This window comes from Rathayibacter sp. AY1A7 (assembly GCF_002930845.1).
Classification (GTDB): Bacteria; Actinomycetota; Actinomycetes; order Actinomycetales; family Microbacteriaceae; genus Rathayibacter.
The window spans coordinates 61,611-75,282 of record NZ_PSTL01000018.1 but is presented as its reverse complement, the minus strand read 5'-3'; the positions used below and the strand labels follow the sequence as shown (position 1 = coordinate 75,282).

Sequence of the window (13,672 nt, the reverse complement as noted above, 5' to 3'; positions counted from 1 at the left end):
TGAGCGGGGGCGTGTGGCGGTGCGGTTCGGGTGAGCGGGGGCGTGTGGCGGTGCGGTTCGGGTGAGCGGGGGCGTGTGGCGGTGCGGTTCGGGTGAGCGGGGGCGTGTGGCGGTGCGGTTCGGGTGAGCGAGGGCGTGTGGCGGTGCGTGTGGCGGGGTGTTGCGCCGGTGTCCTGCGCGCGCCGCCCCGAGGACGGCGGGGATGTGCGGTGTCGGCTGCGGTGATCCCTCCCTCCACAGGAGGGCTTCACGCCGGTTCTCCACGGATATGACGATCCGTCGCTTCCGTGTCGGTGGTCGCTGATTGAATACACGTATGACGATGATCAGCGGGTCGACAGCAGCGGAGGCGGTGCTCAGCGAGGTGCGTGCTCGCGGCGACCGGGCCGCCGCGCTGGCCCGTTCGGCGTCCCCGCTGCTCCTGGCCGCGGCCGAGGAACTGCACGCCGGGCACCGGGCCGCGCTCGAGCATCCGGAGTCGTTCGCCCGCGGCTCGGCGCCGCACGCGTCGAGCGACCTCGCCGAGCGGTCGATCCGCGCGGAGTTCGCGGTCGCCCTCGGAGTCTCCGAGCGGGCCGCCTCCCGCGAGCTCGACCACGCGCGCCTCCTCGTCGAAGACCTGCCGGCCACCCGCGCCGCCCTCGCCGGGGCTCGCCTGCGGTGGGAGGCGGGCCAGGTCGTCTGCGCCGTCGCGGCCACCCTGCCTCCGGGCTCCCGCGCCGCGTTCGATACGCGGGCGGCCGAGCTCGCGGCCCGCACCACGCCGACCCAGCTGCGGCGCGCTCTGGCCCGACTGCGGGAGGAGCTCCACGAGCAGCCCCTCGCCGAGCGCCACCGACGTGCCCGCGAGGACCGTGCGGTCTGGCTGACCCCCGAGGTCGACGGCATGGCGACGCTCTGCGCCCTCCTCCCCGCCCCGGTCGCCGTGGGGGCGTACAGCCGCCTCGACCGGATCGCCCGGATCCTCCGCGACGGCGCCGAGGGGCCGGCGGGGGCGGAGCCGCCTGCCGCCACGGATGCGGGCTCCTGCGGAGCGGAGTCCAGCGGGACGACCGGAGCGGAGCCCGCCGGGACCACCGGGGCGGGCGCCGTCGATGCGATCTCCCGAGCGGGCGACGCGCGGACCCTCGCCCAGCTGCGAGCCGACGCTCTCGCCGACCTCCTCTGCGATGCGGACGTCATCGGCACGGTGCCCGACTCGGTCGGTGCCGATCGGCCCGTTCCGACCCTCGTCACCGGCGTGCGCGCCGAGGTGCGGGTCACACTGTCGGCGAGCGCCGCGTCCGGCGCCGACGACGCCTCCGCCGAGCTCGACGGCTACGGCCCGATCCCGGCGGACGTCGCCCGGAGCCTCGTCCCCGCGACCGTCACCCGCGTGCTGACGGAGCCCCGGACGGGCGCCGTCCTCTCGGTCGGGCGCACACGCCGCCTGCCGCACCGCGAGCTGCGGCTCCTCCTCCAGCTCCGCGACGTGACCTGCCGCTTCCCCGGCTGCACCCGCTCCGCCGCGAGCGCCGAGGCCGACCACGTCGTCGAGTGGCGAAACGGCGGCGGCACCGACCCCGGCAACCTCGCCAGCCTCTGCGTCGCCCACCACCACGTGCGGCACGGCGACCGCTGGACCTACGTCCTCTACCCCGACGGCACCGCCGACTGGACCACCCCCACCGGCCGCCGCATCACCACGCGCCCGCCGGGCCTCGAGGAACGGCTCCGTCCAGGCCCGCCCGCGACTCCGAGGTTCGCGGACCGGCCGCCGCCGTTCTGACACGCTGCCGTGCTGCCGTGCTGCCGTGCTGCCGTGCTGCCGTGCTGCCGGGCTGCCGTGCTTTCGTGCTGCCGTGCTGCCGTGCACCCCTGAGGGAATCGGCTGTCGGGCGGGTTCGGCCCGTTGCGCGGGTTCGCACTGGTGATCGGGCCGTGAGTCGCTCGGGAGCGAGTGCTCAGCGCCCTACCGCCGCGCCACTGACGCTCGGATCCGCGCCTTCGCTCGGGTTCACGCGGCCGCACCGCCGCACCACCGCCGCACCACTGCCGCTGAGGCGCGGACCGTCACCGGGGCCGCACCGTCGCCGGACGCCGTGCCGACACCAGGGCCGTGCCTCCGCCTTGCGCCCTGCCGCCGTTCGGCCACCACGATGCAGCACCTCGGCAGCTCAGCACCTCGGCAGCTCAGCGCGCGCCTAACCGCCGTCACACGCCGTCGCGTCGGCCCGCCGTTCGGGCAGCGTGTCTCGGGACTGCGCTGGCGCCCCGCACGGCCCCACGGCTGATCCGGCGGGGTGCGCAGTCCAGGCGCGCAGTCCGGGCACGCCCGCGCGGTCAGTCGGCGATGCGGAGGAGCACCTCGCCCGTCGTCCCGCCCCGCAGCCGCCCCGCAGCCGCGACGCTACGCCGCCAGGAAGCGGTCCGCCGTCCGCAGCGAGAGCGCCATCGTCGCGAGCGCCGGGTTCGCGATCAGCGCGCTCGGGAACACCGAGTTGTCGCACACCCAGAGGTTCGGCACGTCGAAGCTGCGGCCGTCCGCGTCGATCACGGCGTCGCCCGCGTCGGTGCCCATCCGCACGGTGCCGAGAGTGTGCGCCGTGCGCGCCATCACCCGCGTGCTCGTCGCGCCGGCCGCCTCCACGATCGCGGTCATCGTCCGGATCGCGTGCCGGTCGATCGCCTCCTCGTTGGCGCCCGCCGAGAACGTGATGCGCGCCTTCGGCACCCCGTGCTCGTCCAGCTCGTCGGTCAGCTCCAGCCGGTTGCCGTCGGCGGGCAGGCACTCCGCGTTGATCCCGACGCCCGCCGCGAAGCGGTAGCCGTCGAGCGCGTCCATCAGATCCCTGCCCCAGAGTCCCGCGCCGCGGGCGAGCGTCGTCGCGTAGGTCAGCGGCATCACTCCGAGGCTCTGGATCAGGTAGCCGCCCGCGAAGTCCGCGTCGGCCGGGCGGACGGTGTCCTCGGTGATCACCGAGGAGGGGTAGCCGCGGTAGCCGCGCATCTCGTTCTCGAAGGTGCCCCAGACCTGGGTCGCCCCGTGCGCCAGGAAGTTGCGGCCCACCTGGCCGCTGCTGTTCGCGATGCCGGTGTGCAGGAGGAGCCGGGGCGTCTCGACGCCGCCCGCGCAGAGGAACAGGGCGGAGCAGCGCTGCCGGTGCTCCACTCCGCCGCTCGTGTAGACCACGGCGCACACGCGTCCCGCGGCGTCCAGCTCGATGCCGTGCACGAACGAGTCGGCCCGGATCTCGGCACCGGCCCGCACCGCCTCCGGCAGGTAGGTCACGTCCATGCTCGTCTTCGCGCCGGTCCGGCAGCCCTGATGGCACTGGCCGCAGTTGACGCAGGAGGGGCGGCCGTCGTCCCGCGGGCCGCTGAGGACGGCGGCGGGCGCGTCGGTCGCGCGCATCCCGATCGCCGCGCAGCCGCGCAGCATCATGTCGGCCGAGGCGTTCCGCGCGAGCGGGCCCTGCAGGTAGCGGCGCGACGGGTCCCACGGGTACTCGGCCGGGCCCGCCACTCCGATCGTCGCCTCCACCTTCTCGATGTACGCGGTGAGCTCGGCGTGCTCGATCGGCCAGTCGCGGCCGACGCCGGAGTCGCTCCGGAGCCGCAGGTCGCGCGGGTCGGGGCGGGGCGTGAACGCTCCCCAGTGCAGCGTCGAGCCGCCGACCCCGCGGCCGCTGTTGTTCTGCCCGAAGGCGGTGGGGGTCTCGCCTCCGCTGAGGCGCTCCTCCATCCAGTTGATCTCGACGGCCGCCGTCTCGTCGGCGGTGTGGCCGAGCGGATCTAAGTGCGGCCCGGCCTCGAGGGCGACGACCCGCAGCCCTCGAGCGGCGAGCACCGAGAGCAGGGGCGCTCCGCCTGCCCCGGTGCCGATCACGACGGCGTCGACCGTCTCGTCGAGCGGGAAGCGGCGCATGCCGGTCGTGTTCATCGGTGACTCCTCGTCGTCGGTTCCCAGGTCTCGCGGTCGTCGGCGCCGAGCAGGCGGAAGCCCGTCACGAGCGGCAGCGTGTCGCCGCCGCTGGCGTAGCCGTCGTAGCCGATCCGCGCCATCGACGCGGGGTGGGCCAGCCACTGCTTCACGAGGTCGACGCGGCAGTCCTCGAACCAGGCGGTCAGCTGCTCGGCACCGAGCCCGCCGGCCGAGCCGTCGCCGGGCTCCGCGGAGCCGTCGGCGATCGCGGTGAGGCGCGCGTCCTGCTCGGCGGGGCCGAGGCCGGCGAAGCCCCGGAGGGTGTCGAGCGCCAGACCGTAGGCGATCGGGTCGGCCGGCAGGTCGGCGTTGCGCCAGCCGTCGCCCTCGCCGTTCGCGAGCTGCGTGTCCACCCGCGCGGCCAGGTCGATCCGGCCGCCCTCCTGAGGGACGACCCGGTCGGCGATCGCCCGCAGCTCCGCGAGCTGGGCGACGGTCAGGGCGCGCGGCGTGTACTCCGGGTCGTCGGCGAGCGCGCGCACGGCCAGTAGCCCGCGCACCCGCGTGGAGGTCCGGGCGGAGGCGATGGCCGCGCCGACGTCGGCCGGAACCGACGGCGCCGTGCCGGCCTCCTCCTCCCAGAACCGGCGGATCGCCGCCGCCACCTCGACCGGGCGCTCGAACGGCAGCAGGTGGCCCGCCCCGGCGAGCGTGAGCAGCCGGGCACGGGAGTAGAGGGAGCCGTTCAGGCGGCGCTGCGCGTCGGCGCCGAGGTCACCGTCCGCACCGCCCGCGATCAGGAGCGCGGGCACGGCCCCGAGGGCGGCCTCTCCGGTGCGGTCCTCGCGGCTGCCGTGCTCGAGCCAGTCGCGCCAGCCCTCGGGGGAGTAGCGGCGCAGCTCGGCCAGCACCTCCGCGTCGGCGTCGGCGGGCAGCGGCGAGCCGACGTTCTGGTCGACGAACTCGCGCGCCTGCGCCTCGTCGAGGTGCCCGTCGGCGACCCAGCCGAGCATGGTCGAGCGGCGCTCCTCCTCCATCGGCTCGGGCAAGAGCGGCGACCCGGCGAGGAGCACGACGCCCGCGAGCCCGAACAGGCCCGAGCGGCCGGTGACCGTGCGCGAGGCCACGAGGGAGGCGATCTTCCCGCCCATGCTGTGCCCGAGGAGCAGCCAGCGGGAGGCGTCGTGCTCGCGGATCCGGCGGATCGTGGCGGCGGTCATCTCCTCGAGCGAGGTCCCGGATCCACCGGGCAGGTCGAGCGCGACGAGGTCCGCGACGTCGGCGAGCTCGCGGCCGAGCGCGTCGAAGGCGCGGCCGTCGAGCCCGAGTCCGGGCAGGGCGAAGAGGGTGGGGCGGGGGCTGGTGGACACGAGCGTCCTGTCGGATCGGCCGCGCCACGGCAGTGGGGAGCGGGAGGGGAGCGGCGGCGGGGGGCCGACCCTCCTCATCCGACCACACGGCGTGCGCGCGCCCGGACCCTTGCGCCGACGGGGCTCTCGTGCTGTGCTCTGCGCCACCGTCCGCGGCACGATGCCGGGCGGTCGTGCCGCGCCTCCGTGGCGGGCCTCAGAGCGGGGAGGCGAACACCACCAGGTTGTCCCGATAACGGCCGATCGCCGCGTCGTACTCGCCTCCGCAGGTCACGAGGATCAGCTCCTCCTCGAGGGTCGCGCCGAAGACGCGGGCGGTGGGGAACGCGGCCTTGGCGTGGGACTCGACCGCCGTCACCCGGTAGCGGTGGTCGGAGCCGTCCACTCCGCTCACCGCGATCTCATCGCCCGGGGCGAGCTCGCCGAGGCGGAAGAAGACCGCGGGACCGGACCGCGAGTCGACGTGCGCCGCGATCACGGTGCGGCCGCTGCCACCCGGGCGCCCGCCTCCCGAGAACCAGCCGACGTCGTCGTAGTCCACCGGCACCTCCATCGCCCCGTCCGACTGGATGCCCAGCGCGATCAGCGGCTCGTCCAGGCCCATCGCGGGCACGCTCAGCCGGGCGGGCTCGACGCCGACGGTGCGCGCAGGCGCGGCAGCGGCGGGGTCGGGCGCGGGGACCGGGGGAGGAGTGAGCGGGGGAGCAGAAGCGAGGGCCGGAGGCGCGGGCGCGCTCGCGGGCGTCTCCGCTCCTCCGCTCCCGTCCGCGGCGGCGCACCCCGCGAGGAGCAGCACGGCGCACAGTGCCGCCGCGCCGCTCCTCGACCGGGTGCCCACGATCAGGAGGCGGTGCGCCGGCGGGCGACGACCACTCCGGCCGCGCCGAGGGCGGCGACGGCTCCGAGGCCGGCCGTCGCGGCGAGACCGGACGGGCCCGTGGCGTCGCTCCCGGCGGCGGTCGCGCCGCCACCGGTCTGGAGGCCGCCGACCGGCACCTGCGAGAGCTGGCCGCGGACGACGCCAGCCGCATACGAGGCCGTGTGGGAGTCGCCCGCGAAGGCGGCGGGATCGGCCTCGAGGGCCTTCAGCGTGAATCCGGCGCCGGTGTCGGCCCCGTTCGCCTGGATGCCCGTGGTGAAGGGGCCCTGCAGGCAGCCGCTGCTGGTGCGGGGGCCGTCTCCGACCGGGGCCGGGTTCGGGAACGCGATGCGCGGCGGGCCCGCCTTGCCCAGCGCCGCCTGGTGGATGTGCGTCGCGGTCTTCGCGGGGCTCTGGTAGTCGCCGGTCACACCGGTGAGGGTGATGTCGTAGCAGATGACGTCGAGGTCGCTGTTGACCCGGAAGGTCATCTCGCCCGCGGCGCCGGGCTGGCCGGGGGTCGCGGCGGAGTCGGCGTTCACGACCTGGTCGGGCGTCGCCATCACCGTGAAGGCGCTGGTGAAGGAGGACGGCTCGGCGACCTCGGTCTCGGCCTGGGCCGGCGCGGCGGCGAAGAAGGAGGCTGCGGCGACGGCGGTGATGCCGCCGAGGGAGAGCAGGCGGCGGCCGGCGCGGTTCCGCGCGGGGGACGTCTTCGTCATGGTGGAGCCTTTCGATCGCGAGCGCCGAGCGGGCCCGATGCAGGGAGTACGGCCGGAAGCGGCGCCGCGTTCACTCCATCTGAGAGGATCTTCACGGAGACGGTCCTCGCCTCCGATGAACGCCGCCGCCGCCGCGGCCGTACCCCTTTCCGACGGACCACCGGTCCCGACGAGGAGGCGGTGTGGCGCGCACGGCGACGGCACGACGAGACGAAGGGCCCGCGATGCCGCGCGAGCACTCGGAGGTCCCGGCTCCGGTGGTGCGCCTCGAGCCCCGGACGGCGGGGTTCGACCCGGCCGCCGCCTTCGACGAGCACGGGTCCGCCCTGCTCGGCTTCGCGCTCAACGCCCTGCGCGACCGCGGCCTCGCCGAGGACTGCGTGCAGGAGACGTTCCTGCGCGCCTGGCGCTCGCGGGCGAGCTACTCCGCCGAGCGTGCCAGCACCCGCACCTGGCTCTTCGCCATCGCCCGCAACGTCGTCATCGACGTGCACCGCTCGCGTCAGCGCCTGCCGCGCCTGATCGAGGCCGAGGTTCTGGAGGAGGTGCCCGCGGAGGACCGCGACCCCCTCGAGCCGCTCGCGATCGCCGAGGCGCTCGCGCGGCTCTCCGCCGAGCACCGGCAGGTCGTCGTCGCCGTCCACCTGCACGGCGAGACCTACGCCGAGCTGTCGGCCGCCACGAGCGTGCCGGTCGCCACCCTGCGCAGCCGCGCCTTCTACGCTCTCCGAGCGCTCCGCGGTCACCTCGCGGGCGCCGGACCCACGGACGAGGAGAGATCGTGATCGACCGAGACCAGCCCGACGGAGACGAGCCCGGCGGCCGCCGCGAGGAGCTCCTCGCCGCGGCCCTCGCCGGCGACCTCTCCGCCGAGGAGACGCGGGAGTTCGAGAGCCTGCGCGCCGCCGACCCCTCGATCGACCCCGAGCTCGCGTCGTTCGGTGCGGTGGTCGACCGGGTCGGCGCGCTGGGCCGCTGGGAGGAGGCGGAGCCGTCGCCGGAGCTGCGGTCGCGCGTCGCGGCGCTCGCCGGGGAGCGGCCCGAGCTCGCGGAGAGTGCACGTGCCCCGCGCCGCCGTGCCCCGCGTCTCCGTGCCGTCCTGGCCGTCGCCGCGGCGGCCGCGCTCCTCGTCGTGGGCGGCGTCGCCGGAGCGGCCCTGCGGTCCGCCGAGGAGCGCCCCGTCGCGGGACCGCCCGGGACGCTCGGCGCCGTCGAGGCGATCGCCTTCGACGAGCGGACTGCCGGCGTGACGCTCGACGGCTCGCTCGTGGCGCACACCTGGGGCACCGAGACGATCCTCCGCGGGACCGGCTTCGCGCTCGGCGAGAGCTACGACCTCGTGCTGGTCACCGGCTCCGGCGAGCGGCTCCCGTCCGGCTCCTTCCTCGGCAGCTCCGCGGAGCTCGACTGCGAGATGAACGCGGCCGTCCTGCGCGAGTCCGTCGCCGCCGTCGAGATCACCGACGCCGGCGGCGCGCTCGTCGCCTCCGCCGCCCTCCCCGCCGTCACCTGAGAGCCGGCGGCGCAGGCTCGCGGCGCGGCTTCAGCTCGCTGACGAGCGTGCCCGCGACGATGAACCCCGCCCCGAGCAGGGCGAGCGCGGGGAGCCGGTCGCCGGCGAGGCGGCCGATCAGGCCGGCCCAGACGGGCTCGGCGGAGTAGATGATCGTGGCGCGCGACGGCGAGACCGAGCGCTGAGCCCAGTTCATCGTCAGCTGGATCAGGCAGCTGCTCGCCCCGAGCGCGAGCGCGGGGATCAGCCAGGCCCCCGAGAACGCCGGGACCGCCTCGCCCGCGAGGGGCATCGAGGCGAACCCGAGCGCGCCGGCGACCAGCAGCTGCACCACGGTCACCCGGCCGAGGTCCACCCGTCCGGCGACGAGGCCGATCAGGATGATCTCCGCCGCGATCGGCAGCGTGCTCACGATCGTCGCCACCTCGCCCGCTCCGAGTGCGACGCCCGGCTGCGGGCCCGCGATCAGGAGCAGCCCGACGAACGCCAGCGCGACGCCCACCAGCGTCAGCACGCCCGGACGGCGACGGAACACGACCCACTGGAGCAGCGGCACCAGCGGCACGTACAGCGCGGTGAGGAACGCCGAGGTGCTGCTCGGGATCGTCTGCAGCCCGTAGCTCTGCAGGCCGTAGCCCGCGAAGATCATCACCCCGATCGCGACGCCGGCCGCGAGGTCGATCCGCCGCATCCCCCGGAGCGACCGGTGGAACACGACCGCGCTGATCAGCCCCGCGATGGCGAACCGCATCCCGACGAAGAACAGCGGCCCACTGTGCTCCATCGCGATGTGAACGGCGAGGAAGGTCCCGCCCCAGATCGCGGTGATGCCGATGAGCGCCCACTCCGGACGCGTGAAGCGGAGGCCCCGGAGAGGCGAGATGTGCATCATTCTGCACATCCTAGGAGCATCAGGGGCCTGTCGGTGCAGAATAGTGCGCATGTCGGCTCCCGTCCTCGCCCACCTGGGCGGCAACCTCCGTCTCGCGCGGCGCGGAGCCGGACTGAGCCAGTCCGCGCTGGCGGCGCGCTCGGGCATCAGCCGGCGGACGATCGTCGCGGCCGAGGCCGGCGAGGCCAACATCTCGCTGACCGGAGTCGACCGCCTCGCGACCGCCCTCGGCACCACGTTCACGGCACTCGTCTCGGCCCCGGGATCCGCGCCCGCGGCGATCGACCAGGTCGCCTGGCGGGGAGCGGGCGAGGCGAGCGTCGCCGTCCTGCTCTCCTCCGTCCCCGCGCGCCGGGAGGCCCAGCTCTGGACCTGGACGCTCGGCGCCGGGGACCGCTACGACGCGCAGCCCGACCCCGAGGGGTGGCACGAGATCCTGCTCGTCACCGCCGGCGCGCTCCTCCTGGAGCGGGAGGGCGAGGAGCCCGTGCGGCTGGAGCCCGGACGGCACCTCGCCTTCCCGACCTCGCGGCACTACTCCTACGTGAACGCGGTGGATGCCGTCACGACGCTCGTCCGGATCGTGGTCGACTGACGGGTCGGCGCCTCAGGCCCGCGAGCGCAGGGTCTCGAGCAGCGCCGCGGGGGTCTCGGGGTCGTCGAGGCTGATCGCGAACTCGCGCGAGCGGTCCGTCGTCACCACCAGCCCCGGCCCGGCGTGCAGGATGACCGCCGAGCGGCCCGGCATCACCCGGTACCCCCAGCCGCCCCACTCCGACGGCCGCAGCTGGGCCGTGCCGGCCGAGGCGATGGTGTCGAGCGGGATGCGGCGCAGCGGGATGCCGAGGGCGGTCGTGACGACGCGGAGGCCGCGGCGGTCGGCGGTCACCCTCAGGCGGGAGAAGGAGAGGAGCACCAGCGCGACGACGCCGAGGACGACGGCCGTCGCGATCGCCGGACCGGTGGCGCCCGCCGCGGCGAGCGTCGCGAGGGAGAGGGCCGCGCCCGCCGCCGTGGCGATCGCGGCGACGGCGAACACCGGGCCCGTCAGCGTCTGCGACCAGGCGCCGGTCTCCTCCGCCGCCAGCGGCAGGCGCCCGGCGGCCAGGCGGGAGGCGCGCCGGGTGCCCGGAGCGATCAGCGCGGGCACGACGGCGAAGAGCATCCCTCCGAGCAGCGCGAGCAGCCACCCGCCGAGCTCCGCCCCCTCGGCGCGCCCGGCCGCGAGCGTCGTGCCGACCGAGGTCGCCCAGGCGGAGGCGCCCAGCCCGGCCACGAGGCCGAGGGTCGCCAGCAGGAGCCGCGGGGCGCGCCCGACGACCGCCGCCACGAGGCCCGCGACGGCCGGGAGCCCGGAGAGCACGAGGGCGATCGCGAGCAGGGCGCCCGTCGATGCGGTCGCATCGGCCGCCCCGGTGCCCGACCAGTGCGAGGCGAGCTCCGCGGGCAGAGCGTCGTCCAGGACGAGGCGCGAGACGAGCACTCCGGCGGCGGGGAGCAGGAGGGACGCGGCGGCGAGGAGCTCGCGGCGGCGGTCGGCGGTGGCGGTCATGATCCGGTCCTCTCGATCAGGCGGACGAGCTCCGCCGGGGTGATGCCGCTGCGGCGGGCCTCCGCGAGCAGCTCGTCGACCAGGGCGGTGACGCGCACGAGCCCGGGCCCGGCCGATTCCGTGATCCACGCGCCGCGGCCCCGGCGCATCTGGAGGATCCCGTCGTCGCGCAGGGAGGCGTACGCGCGCAGCACGGTGTGCATGTTGATGCCGAGCGAGTCGGCGAGCTCGCGGGCGGGCGGCAGGCGGTCGCCCGCCGAGAGCTCGCCCCGGGCGACGGCCGAGCGCACCTGCGACTCCAGCTGGTCGGCGAGCGAGCCCGCCGCGGAGTGGTCGACCCGGAACAACATGTTTGCAATGTTAGTAGAACAAGCAGTGCACCACCAGGCCCTCAGTGCAGCGCGAGCGACACCGCCAGCACCACCATCACGACCGCCACGGCCGCGTCGAGGATCCGCCAGGCCCCGCGGCTCCGGAACAGCGGCCGCAGCGCCCGCGCCCCGAAGCCGAGAGCGGTGAACCACAGCACGCTCCCGGCCGCCGCCCCCGCCCCGAACCACCAGCGCTCGTCGCCGTGCGTGTTCGCCACCGACCCGAGCAGCATGACCGTGTCGAGGTAGACGTGCGGGTTCAGCAGCGTGAGCGCCAGGCACGTGCCGATCGCCGTGCGGAGCGACGTCGAGGCGCCGGCCGGATCGCCGTCGAGGGTCCCCGGCCGCAGTGCGCGTCTCGCCGCCATCACCGCGTAGGCGAGGAGGAAGACGATGCCGCCCCAGCGGATCACCACCAGCAGCCACGGCGCCGACTCCAGGACCGCTCCGATCCCCGCGATCCCGAGCACGATCAGCGCGGCGTCGCAGAGTGCGCAGATCGCGACGACGGCGGGCACGTGCTCGCGGCGGAGGCCCTGGCGGAGCACGAAGGCGTTCTGCGCGCCGATGGCGATGATGAGCGAGAGGCCGAAGCCGAGGCCGGAGAGGGCGGCGAGGAGGGGGGACACGCTCCGACGCTAGGGCGGGGCGCTCCTGTAGACCAGCTCATGCTCCTTCAGTACCGTAAGCAGCACTGATGCTGACCGACGAGCTCGACCTCTCCCGCCTGCGCGCGCTCGCCGCCTCCGTCCGGTACGGCTCCTTCGACGCCGCCGCCCGGGCCCTGCACATCACCCCCTCCGCCCTCAGCCAGCGGATCAAGGCGCTCGAGACCGCCGCCGGCCGCGTCCTGCTGGTGCGCTCGCGCCCCGTCGTCGCGACCGAGGCCGGTGCCGGGCTCCTCCGCCTCGCCCGTCAGATCGAGCTCCTCGCCGACGACGCCGTCCGCTCGCTCGGCGGCGAGGACGCGGCGGGGGCGGGCCCCGTCGTCCTCCCGCTCGCCGTCAACGCCGACTCCCTGGCCACCTGGGTGCTGCCCGCGCTCGCCTCCGTCCCCGACGTCGTGGTGGAGCTGCACCGCGAGGACCAGGCGCACACCACCGCATTCCTCCGCGACGGCACCGTGCTGGCGGCCGTCACCGGAGAGTCGGAGGCGGTGCTCGGCTGCACCGTCGCGCCCCTCGGAGTGATGCGGTACCGCGCCATGGCCTCGCCTGCGTTCGCCGAGCGCTGGTTCCCGGACGGCGGCACGGCCGGTCTCGCGAGCGCTCCGCTGGTCGTCTTCGACGAGAAGGACCGCCTGCAGGACGACTTCCTCCGAGCCGCCGGCGTCGAGGGCCGCCCGCCGCAGCACCGCGTCCCCGGGTCGACCGACTTCGAGCGGGCCGTGCGCCTGGGCATGGGGTGGGGGATGCTGCCCGAGCTGCAGGCCCCGGTCGGCGGCGAGGGCCTGGTCGAGCTGGGCGGCGACCCCGTCGACGTCCTCCTCTACTGGCAGCAGTGGGCCCTGCACACGCCCGCCCTCGACGCGGTCGCCGCGGCCGTCTCCGCTGCCGCGCGCGCCGCGCTGCGCCGACCCGCGCGCTGACCTGCGCTGCGCTGACCCGCGCTGCGCTGACCCGCGCGCTGACCAACTTCGGCGGGGAGGCGCTCAGACCGCGAACACGTCGCGGAGGGTCACCGTCTCGAGCGAGCGCTCGCGGAGGATGTCGACGAGCCGCGCGTAGACCTGCGTCACGGGATCGAAGTTCGCGTGCCCGATCACGATGTGCTGCGGCAGGAACCACTGGTCCGCGAAGCCGACCACCTGCTCCGGCGTGATCCGCCCCGAGTCCGAGAGCGAGCCGTACCAGAGCACCGTCGCCGTGTAGCCGATCGCCGACGCGGCGGCCCGGCTCCGCTCGTCCGTGTAGCCGAACGGCGGCCGGTAGAAGGGCGCCGCCTCCACCCCGTAGGTCGAGCGGATGAAGTCGCCGTTGCGGCCCAGCTCCTCCTGCACGCCGTCGCTCGAGAGGCTCGTCAGGTCGGCGTGCGACCAGGTGTGGTTCGCGAGCTGCACCTGCCCCGAGGCGACGAGCGGAGCCAGCAGCGGCGCGTTCACGGTCCACGAGTCGTACTTCCCGTTGAGGAAGAAGGTCAGCCGGGTGCCGGTGTCGCGGGCGAACTGCGCGTAGGCGGCGACCACGTCGGAGTCCGCGCCGTCGTCGACGGTCCAGGCGAGCGTGCTCCCCTCGCCGGGCAGCTCCGAGATCGTGCCGGAGGGCAGCGGCGCCTTCCGCCGCACCGGAGCCGCCGCGGCGGTGGTGGTCGGCACGGGGCGGGGAGGGGTCGGGACGGCGGTCGGAGCGGCGGACGGCAGCACCGCCGCCGGCGCCGTGCTCGGCGGGAGCGCCGCGGGAGCGGGCCGGGCGGGCGTGCACCCCGTCAACGCGACCGCCGAGGAGGCGATCCCCAGCAGCAGCGCGCGTCGCCTCAACCGGTCCACGGGC

14 protein-coding genes are annotated in these 13,672 nt (G+C 75.6%); 5 read left to right on the top strand and 9 right to left on the bottom strand.

From position 1 onward, the window contains the following. Positions 1–316 precede the first annotated feature (316 nt). Positions 317–1,768 carry an HNH endonuclease signature motif containing protein gene (locus tag C5B95_RS13450; protein ID WP_104349389.1) on the top strand — a complete coding sequence of 484 codons (1,452 nt, stop codon included), beginning with the start codon at positions 317–319 and terminating at the stop codon, positions 1,766–1,768. Positions 1,769–2,389: 621 nt separating this feature from the next. Here the strand turns inward: C5B95_RS13450 and C5B95_RS13445 are convergent. The 4 genes from C5B95_RS13445 to C5B95_RS13430 form a co-directional block, all read right to left on the bottom strand. Next, positions 2,390–3,922, bottom strand: coding sequence for a GMC family oxidoreductase (locus C5B95_RS13445; RefSeq protein ID WP_104292931.1), 1,533 nt, complete (start codon positions 3,920–3,922; stop codon positions 2,390–2,392). Further along, on the bottom strand, positions 3,919–5,274 hold the full coding sequence (locus C5B95_RS13440) for an alpha/beta hydrolase (RefSeq protein WP_104349388.1): 1,356 nt from the start codon (positions 5,272–5,274) through the stop codon (positions 3,919–3,921). The genes C5B95_RS13445 and C5B95_RS13440 overlap by 4 nt, the downstream gene beginning before the upstream one ends. Before the next feature lie 196 nt (positions 5,275–5,470). Next, positions 5,471–6,112, bottom strand: a complete 642-nt coding sequence (locus tag C5B95_RS17950; protein WP_104353823.1) for a class F sortase — start codon at positions 6,110–6,112, stop codon at positions 5,471–5,473. Positions 6,113–6,114: 2 nt separating this feature from the next. Continuing rightward, the gene (locus tag C5B95_RS13430) at positions 6,115–6,855 is read right to left on the bottom strand and encodes a CHRD domain-containing protein (RefSeq protein WP_104349387.1); all 741 of its coding nucleotides are present in this window, start codon (positions 6,853–6,855) and stop codon (positions 6,115–6,117) included. A 224-nt stretch (positions 6,856–7,079) separates the two neighbouring features. Between C5B95_RS13430 and C5B95_RS13425 the strand changes: the two genes are divergently transcribed. Both C5B95_RS13425 and C5B95_RS13420 read left to right on the top strand, forming a co-directional pair. Then, positions 7,080–7,640: a sigma-70 family RNA polymerase sigma factor gene (locus tag C5B95_RS13425; RefSeq protein WP_104349386.1), complete on the top strand. Its 561-nt coding sequence runs from the start codon at positions 7,080–7,082 to the stop codon at positions 7,638–7,640. Continuing rightward, entirely contained in the window at positions 7,637–8,368 is a 732-nt protein-coding gene (locus C5B95_RS13420; protein WP_104349385.1) for a hypothetical protein, read from the top strand. The genes C5B95_RS13425 and C5B95_RS13420 overlap by 4 nt, the downstream gene beginning before the upstream one ends. On the opposite strand, the gene C5B95_RS13415 is transcribed toward C5B95_RS13420, so the two are convergent. Further along, positions 8,361–9,260 (bottom strand): DMT family transporter, encoded by a 900-nt coding sequence (locus C5B95_RS13415; protein ID WP_258059541.1) that lies wholly within the window; start codon positions 9,258–9,260, stop codon positions 8,361–8,363. The two genes, C5B95_RS13420 and C5B95_RS13415, sit on opposite strands and share 8 nt — an antisense overlap. Positions 9,261–9,309: 49 nt before the next feature. On the opposite strand from C5B95_RS13415, the gene C5B95_RS13410 reads away from it, so the two are divergent. After that, the gene (locus C5B95_RS13410; RefSeq protein WP_104349383.1) at positions 9,310–9,855 is read left to right on the top strand and encodes an XRE family transcriptional regulator; all 546 of its coding nucleotides are present in this window, start codon (positions 9,310–9,312) and stop codon (positions 9,853–9,855) included. Between the two features lie 12 nt (positions 9,856–9,867). Here the strand turns inward: C5B95_RS13410 and C5B95_RS13405 are convergent, their stop codons facing one another. From C5B95_RS13405 to C5B95_RS13395, 3 genes are read right to left on the bottom strand one after another with little or no spacing between them, the layout of a single operon-like run. Further along, positions 9,868–10,812, bottom strand: a complete 945-nt coding sequence (locus C5B95_RS13405) for a hypothetical protein (protein ID WP_104273871.1) — start codon at positions 10,810–10,812, stop codon at positions 9,868–9,870. Further along, positions 10,809–11,162 carry a GntR family transcriptional regulator gene (locus C5B95_RS13400; RefSeq protein WP_104349382.1) on the bottom strand — a complete coding sequence of 118 codons (354 nt, stop codon included), beginning with the start codon at positions 11,160–11,162 and terminating at the stop codon, positions 10,809–10,811. The genes C5B95_RS13405 and C5B95_RS13400 overlap by 4 nt, the downstream gene beginning before the upstream one ends. Before the next feature lie 41 nt (positions 11,163–11,203). Next, positions 11,204–11,812: a LysE/ArgO family amino acid transporter gene (locus tag C5B95_RS13395; protein ID WP_104349381.1), complete on the bottom strand. Its 609-nt coding sequence runs from the start codon at positions 11,810–11,812 to the stop codon at positions 11,204–11,206. Positions 11,813–11,880: 68 nt separating this feature from the next. Here C5B95_RS13395 and C5B95_RS13390 point away from each other — a divergent pair, with 68 nt between their 5' ends. Further along, a complete protein-coding gene (locus C5B95_RS13390; protein ID WP_104349380.1) occupies positions 11,881–12,771 on the top strand; it encodes an ArgP/LysG family DNA-binding transcriptional regulator in 891 nt (296 codons plus the stop codon). Between the two features lie 63 nt (positions 12,772–12,834). Here C5B95_RS13390 and C5B95_RS13385 read toward each other — a convergent pair whose 3' ends face one another. Continuing rightward, positions 12,835–13,668: a polysaccharide deacetylase family protein gene (locus C5B95_RS13385; RefSeq protein ID WP_219813851.1), complete on the bottom strand. Its 834-nt coding sequence runs from the start codon at positions 13,666–13,668 to the stop codon at positions 12,835–12,837. Positions 13,669–13,672 lie beyond the last annotated feature (4 nt).

Coding starts and splice junctions, on each gene's coding strand:
- C5B95_RS13430 (WP_104349387.1), bottom strand. CDS start 6,855: ATGACGAAGACGTCCCCCGCGCGGAACCGCGCCGGCCGCCGCCTGCTC.
- C5B95_RS13450 (WP_104349389.1), top strand. CDS start 317: ATGACGATGATCAGCGGGTCGACAGCAGCGGAGGCGGTGCTCAGCGAG.
- C5B95_RS13390 (WP_104349380.1), top strand. CDS start 11,881: ATGCTGACCGACGAGCTCGACCTCTCCCGCCTGCGCGCGCTCGCCGCC.
- C5B95_RS13415 (WP_258059541.1), bottom strand. CDS start 9,260: ATGATGCACATCTCGCCTCTCCGGGGCCTCCGCTTCACGCGTCCGGAG.
- C5B95_RS13405 (WP_104273871.1), bottom strand. CDS start 10,812: ATGACCGCCACCGCCGACCGCCGCCGCGAGCTCCTCGCCGCCGCGTCC.
- C5B95_RS13400 (WP_104349382.1), bottom strand. CDS start 11,162: ATGTTGTTCCGGGTCGACCACTCCGCGGCGGGCTCGCTCGCCGACCAG.
- C5B95_RS13445 (WP_104292931.1), bottom strand. CDS start 3,922: ATGAACACGACCGGCATGCGCCGCTTCCCGCTCGACGAGACGGTCGAC.
- C5B95_RS13425 (WP_104349386.1), top strand. CDS start 7,080: ATGCCGCGCGAGCACTCGGAGGTCCCGGCTCCGGTGGTGCGCCTCGAG.
- C5B95_RS13410 (WP_104349383.1), top strand. CDS start 9,310: ATGTCGGCTCCCGTCCTCGCCCACCTGGGCGGCAACCTCCGTCTCGCG.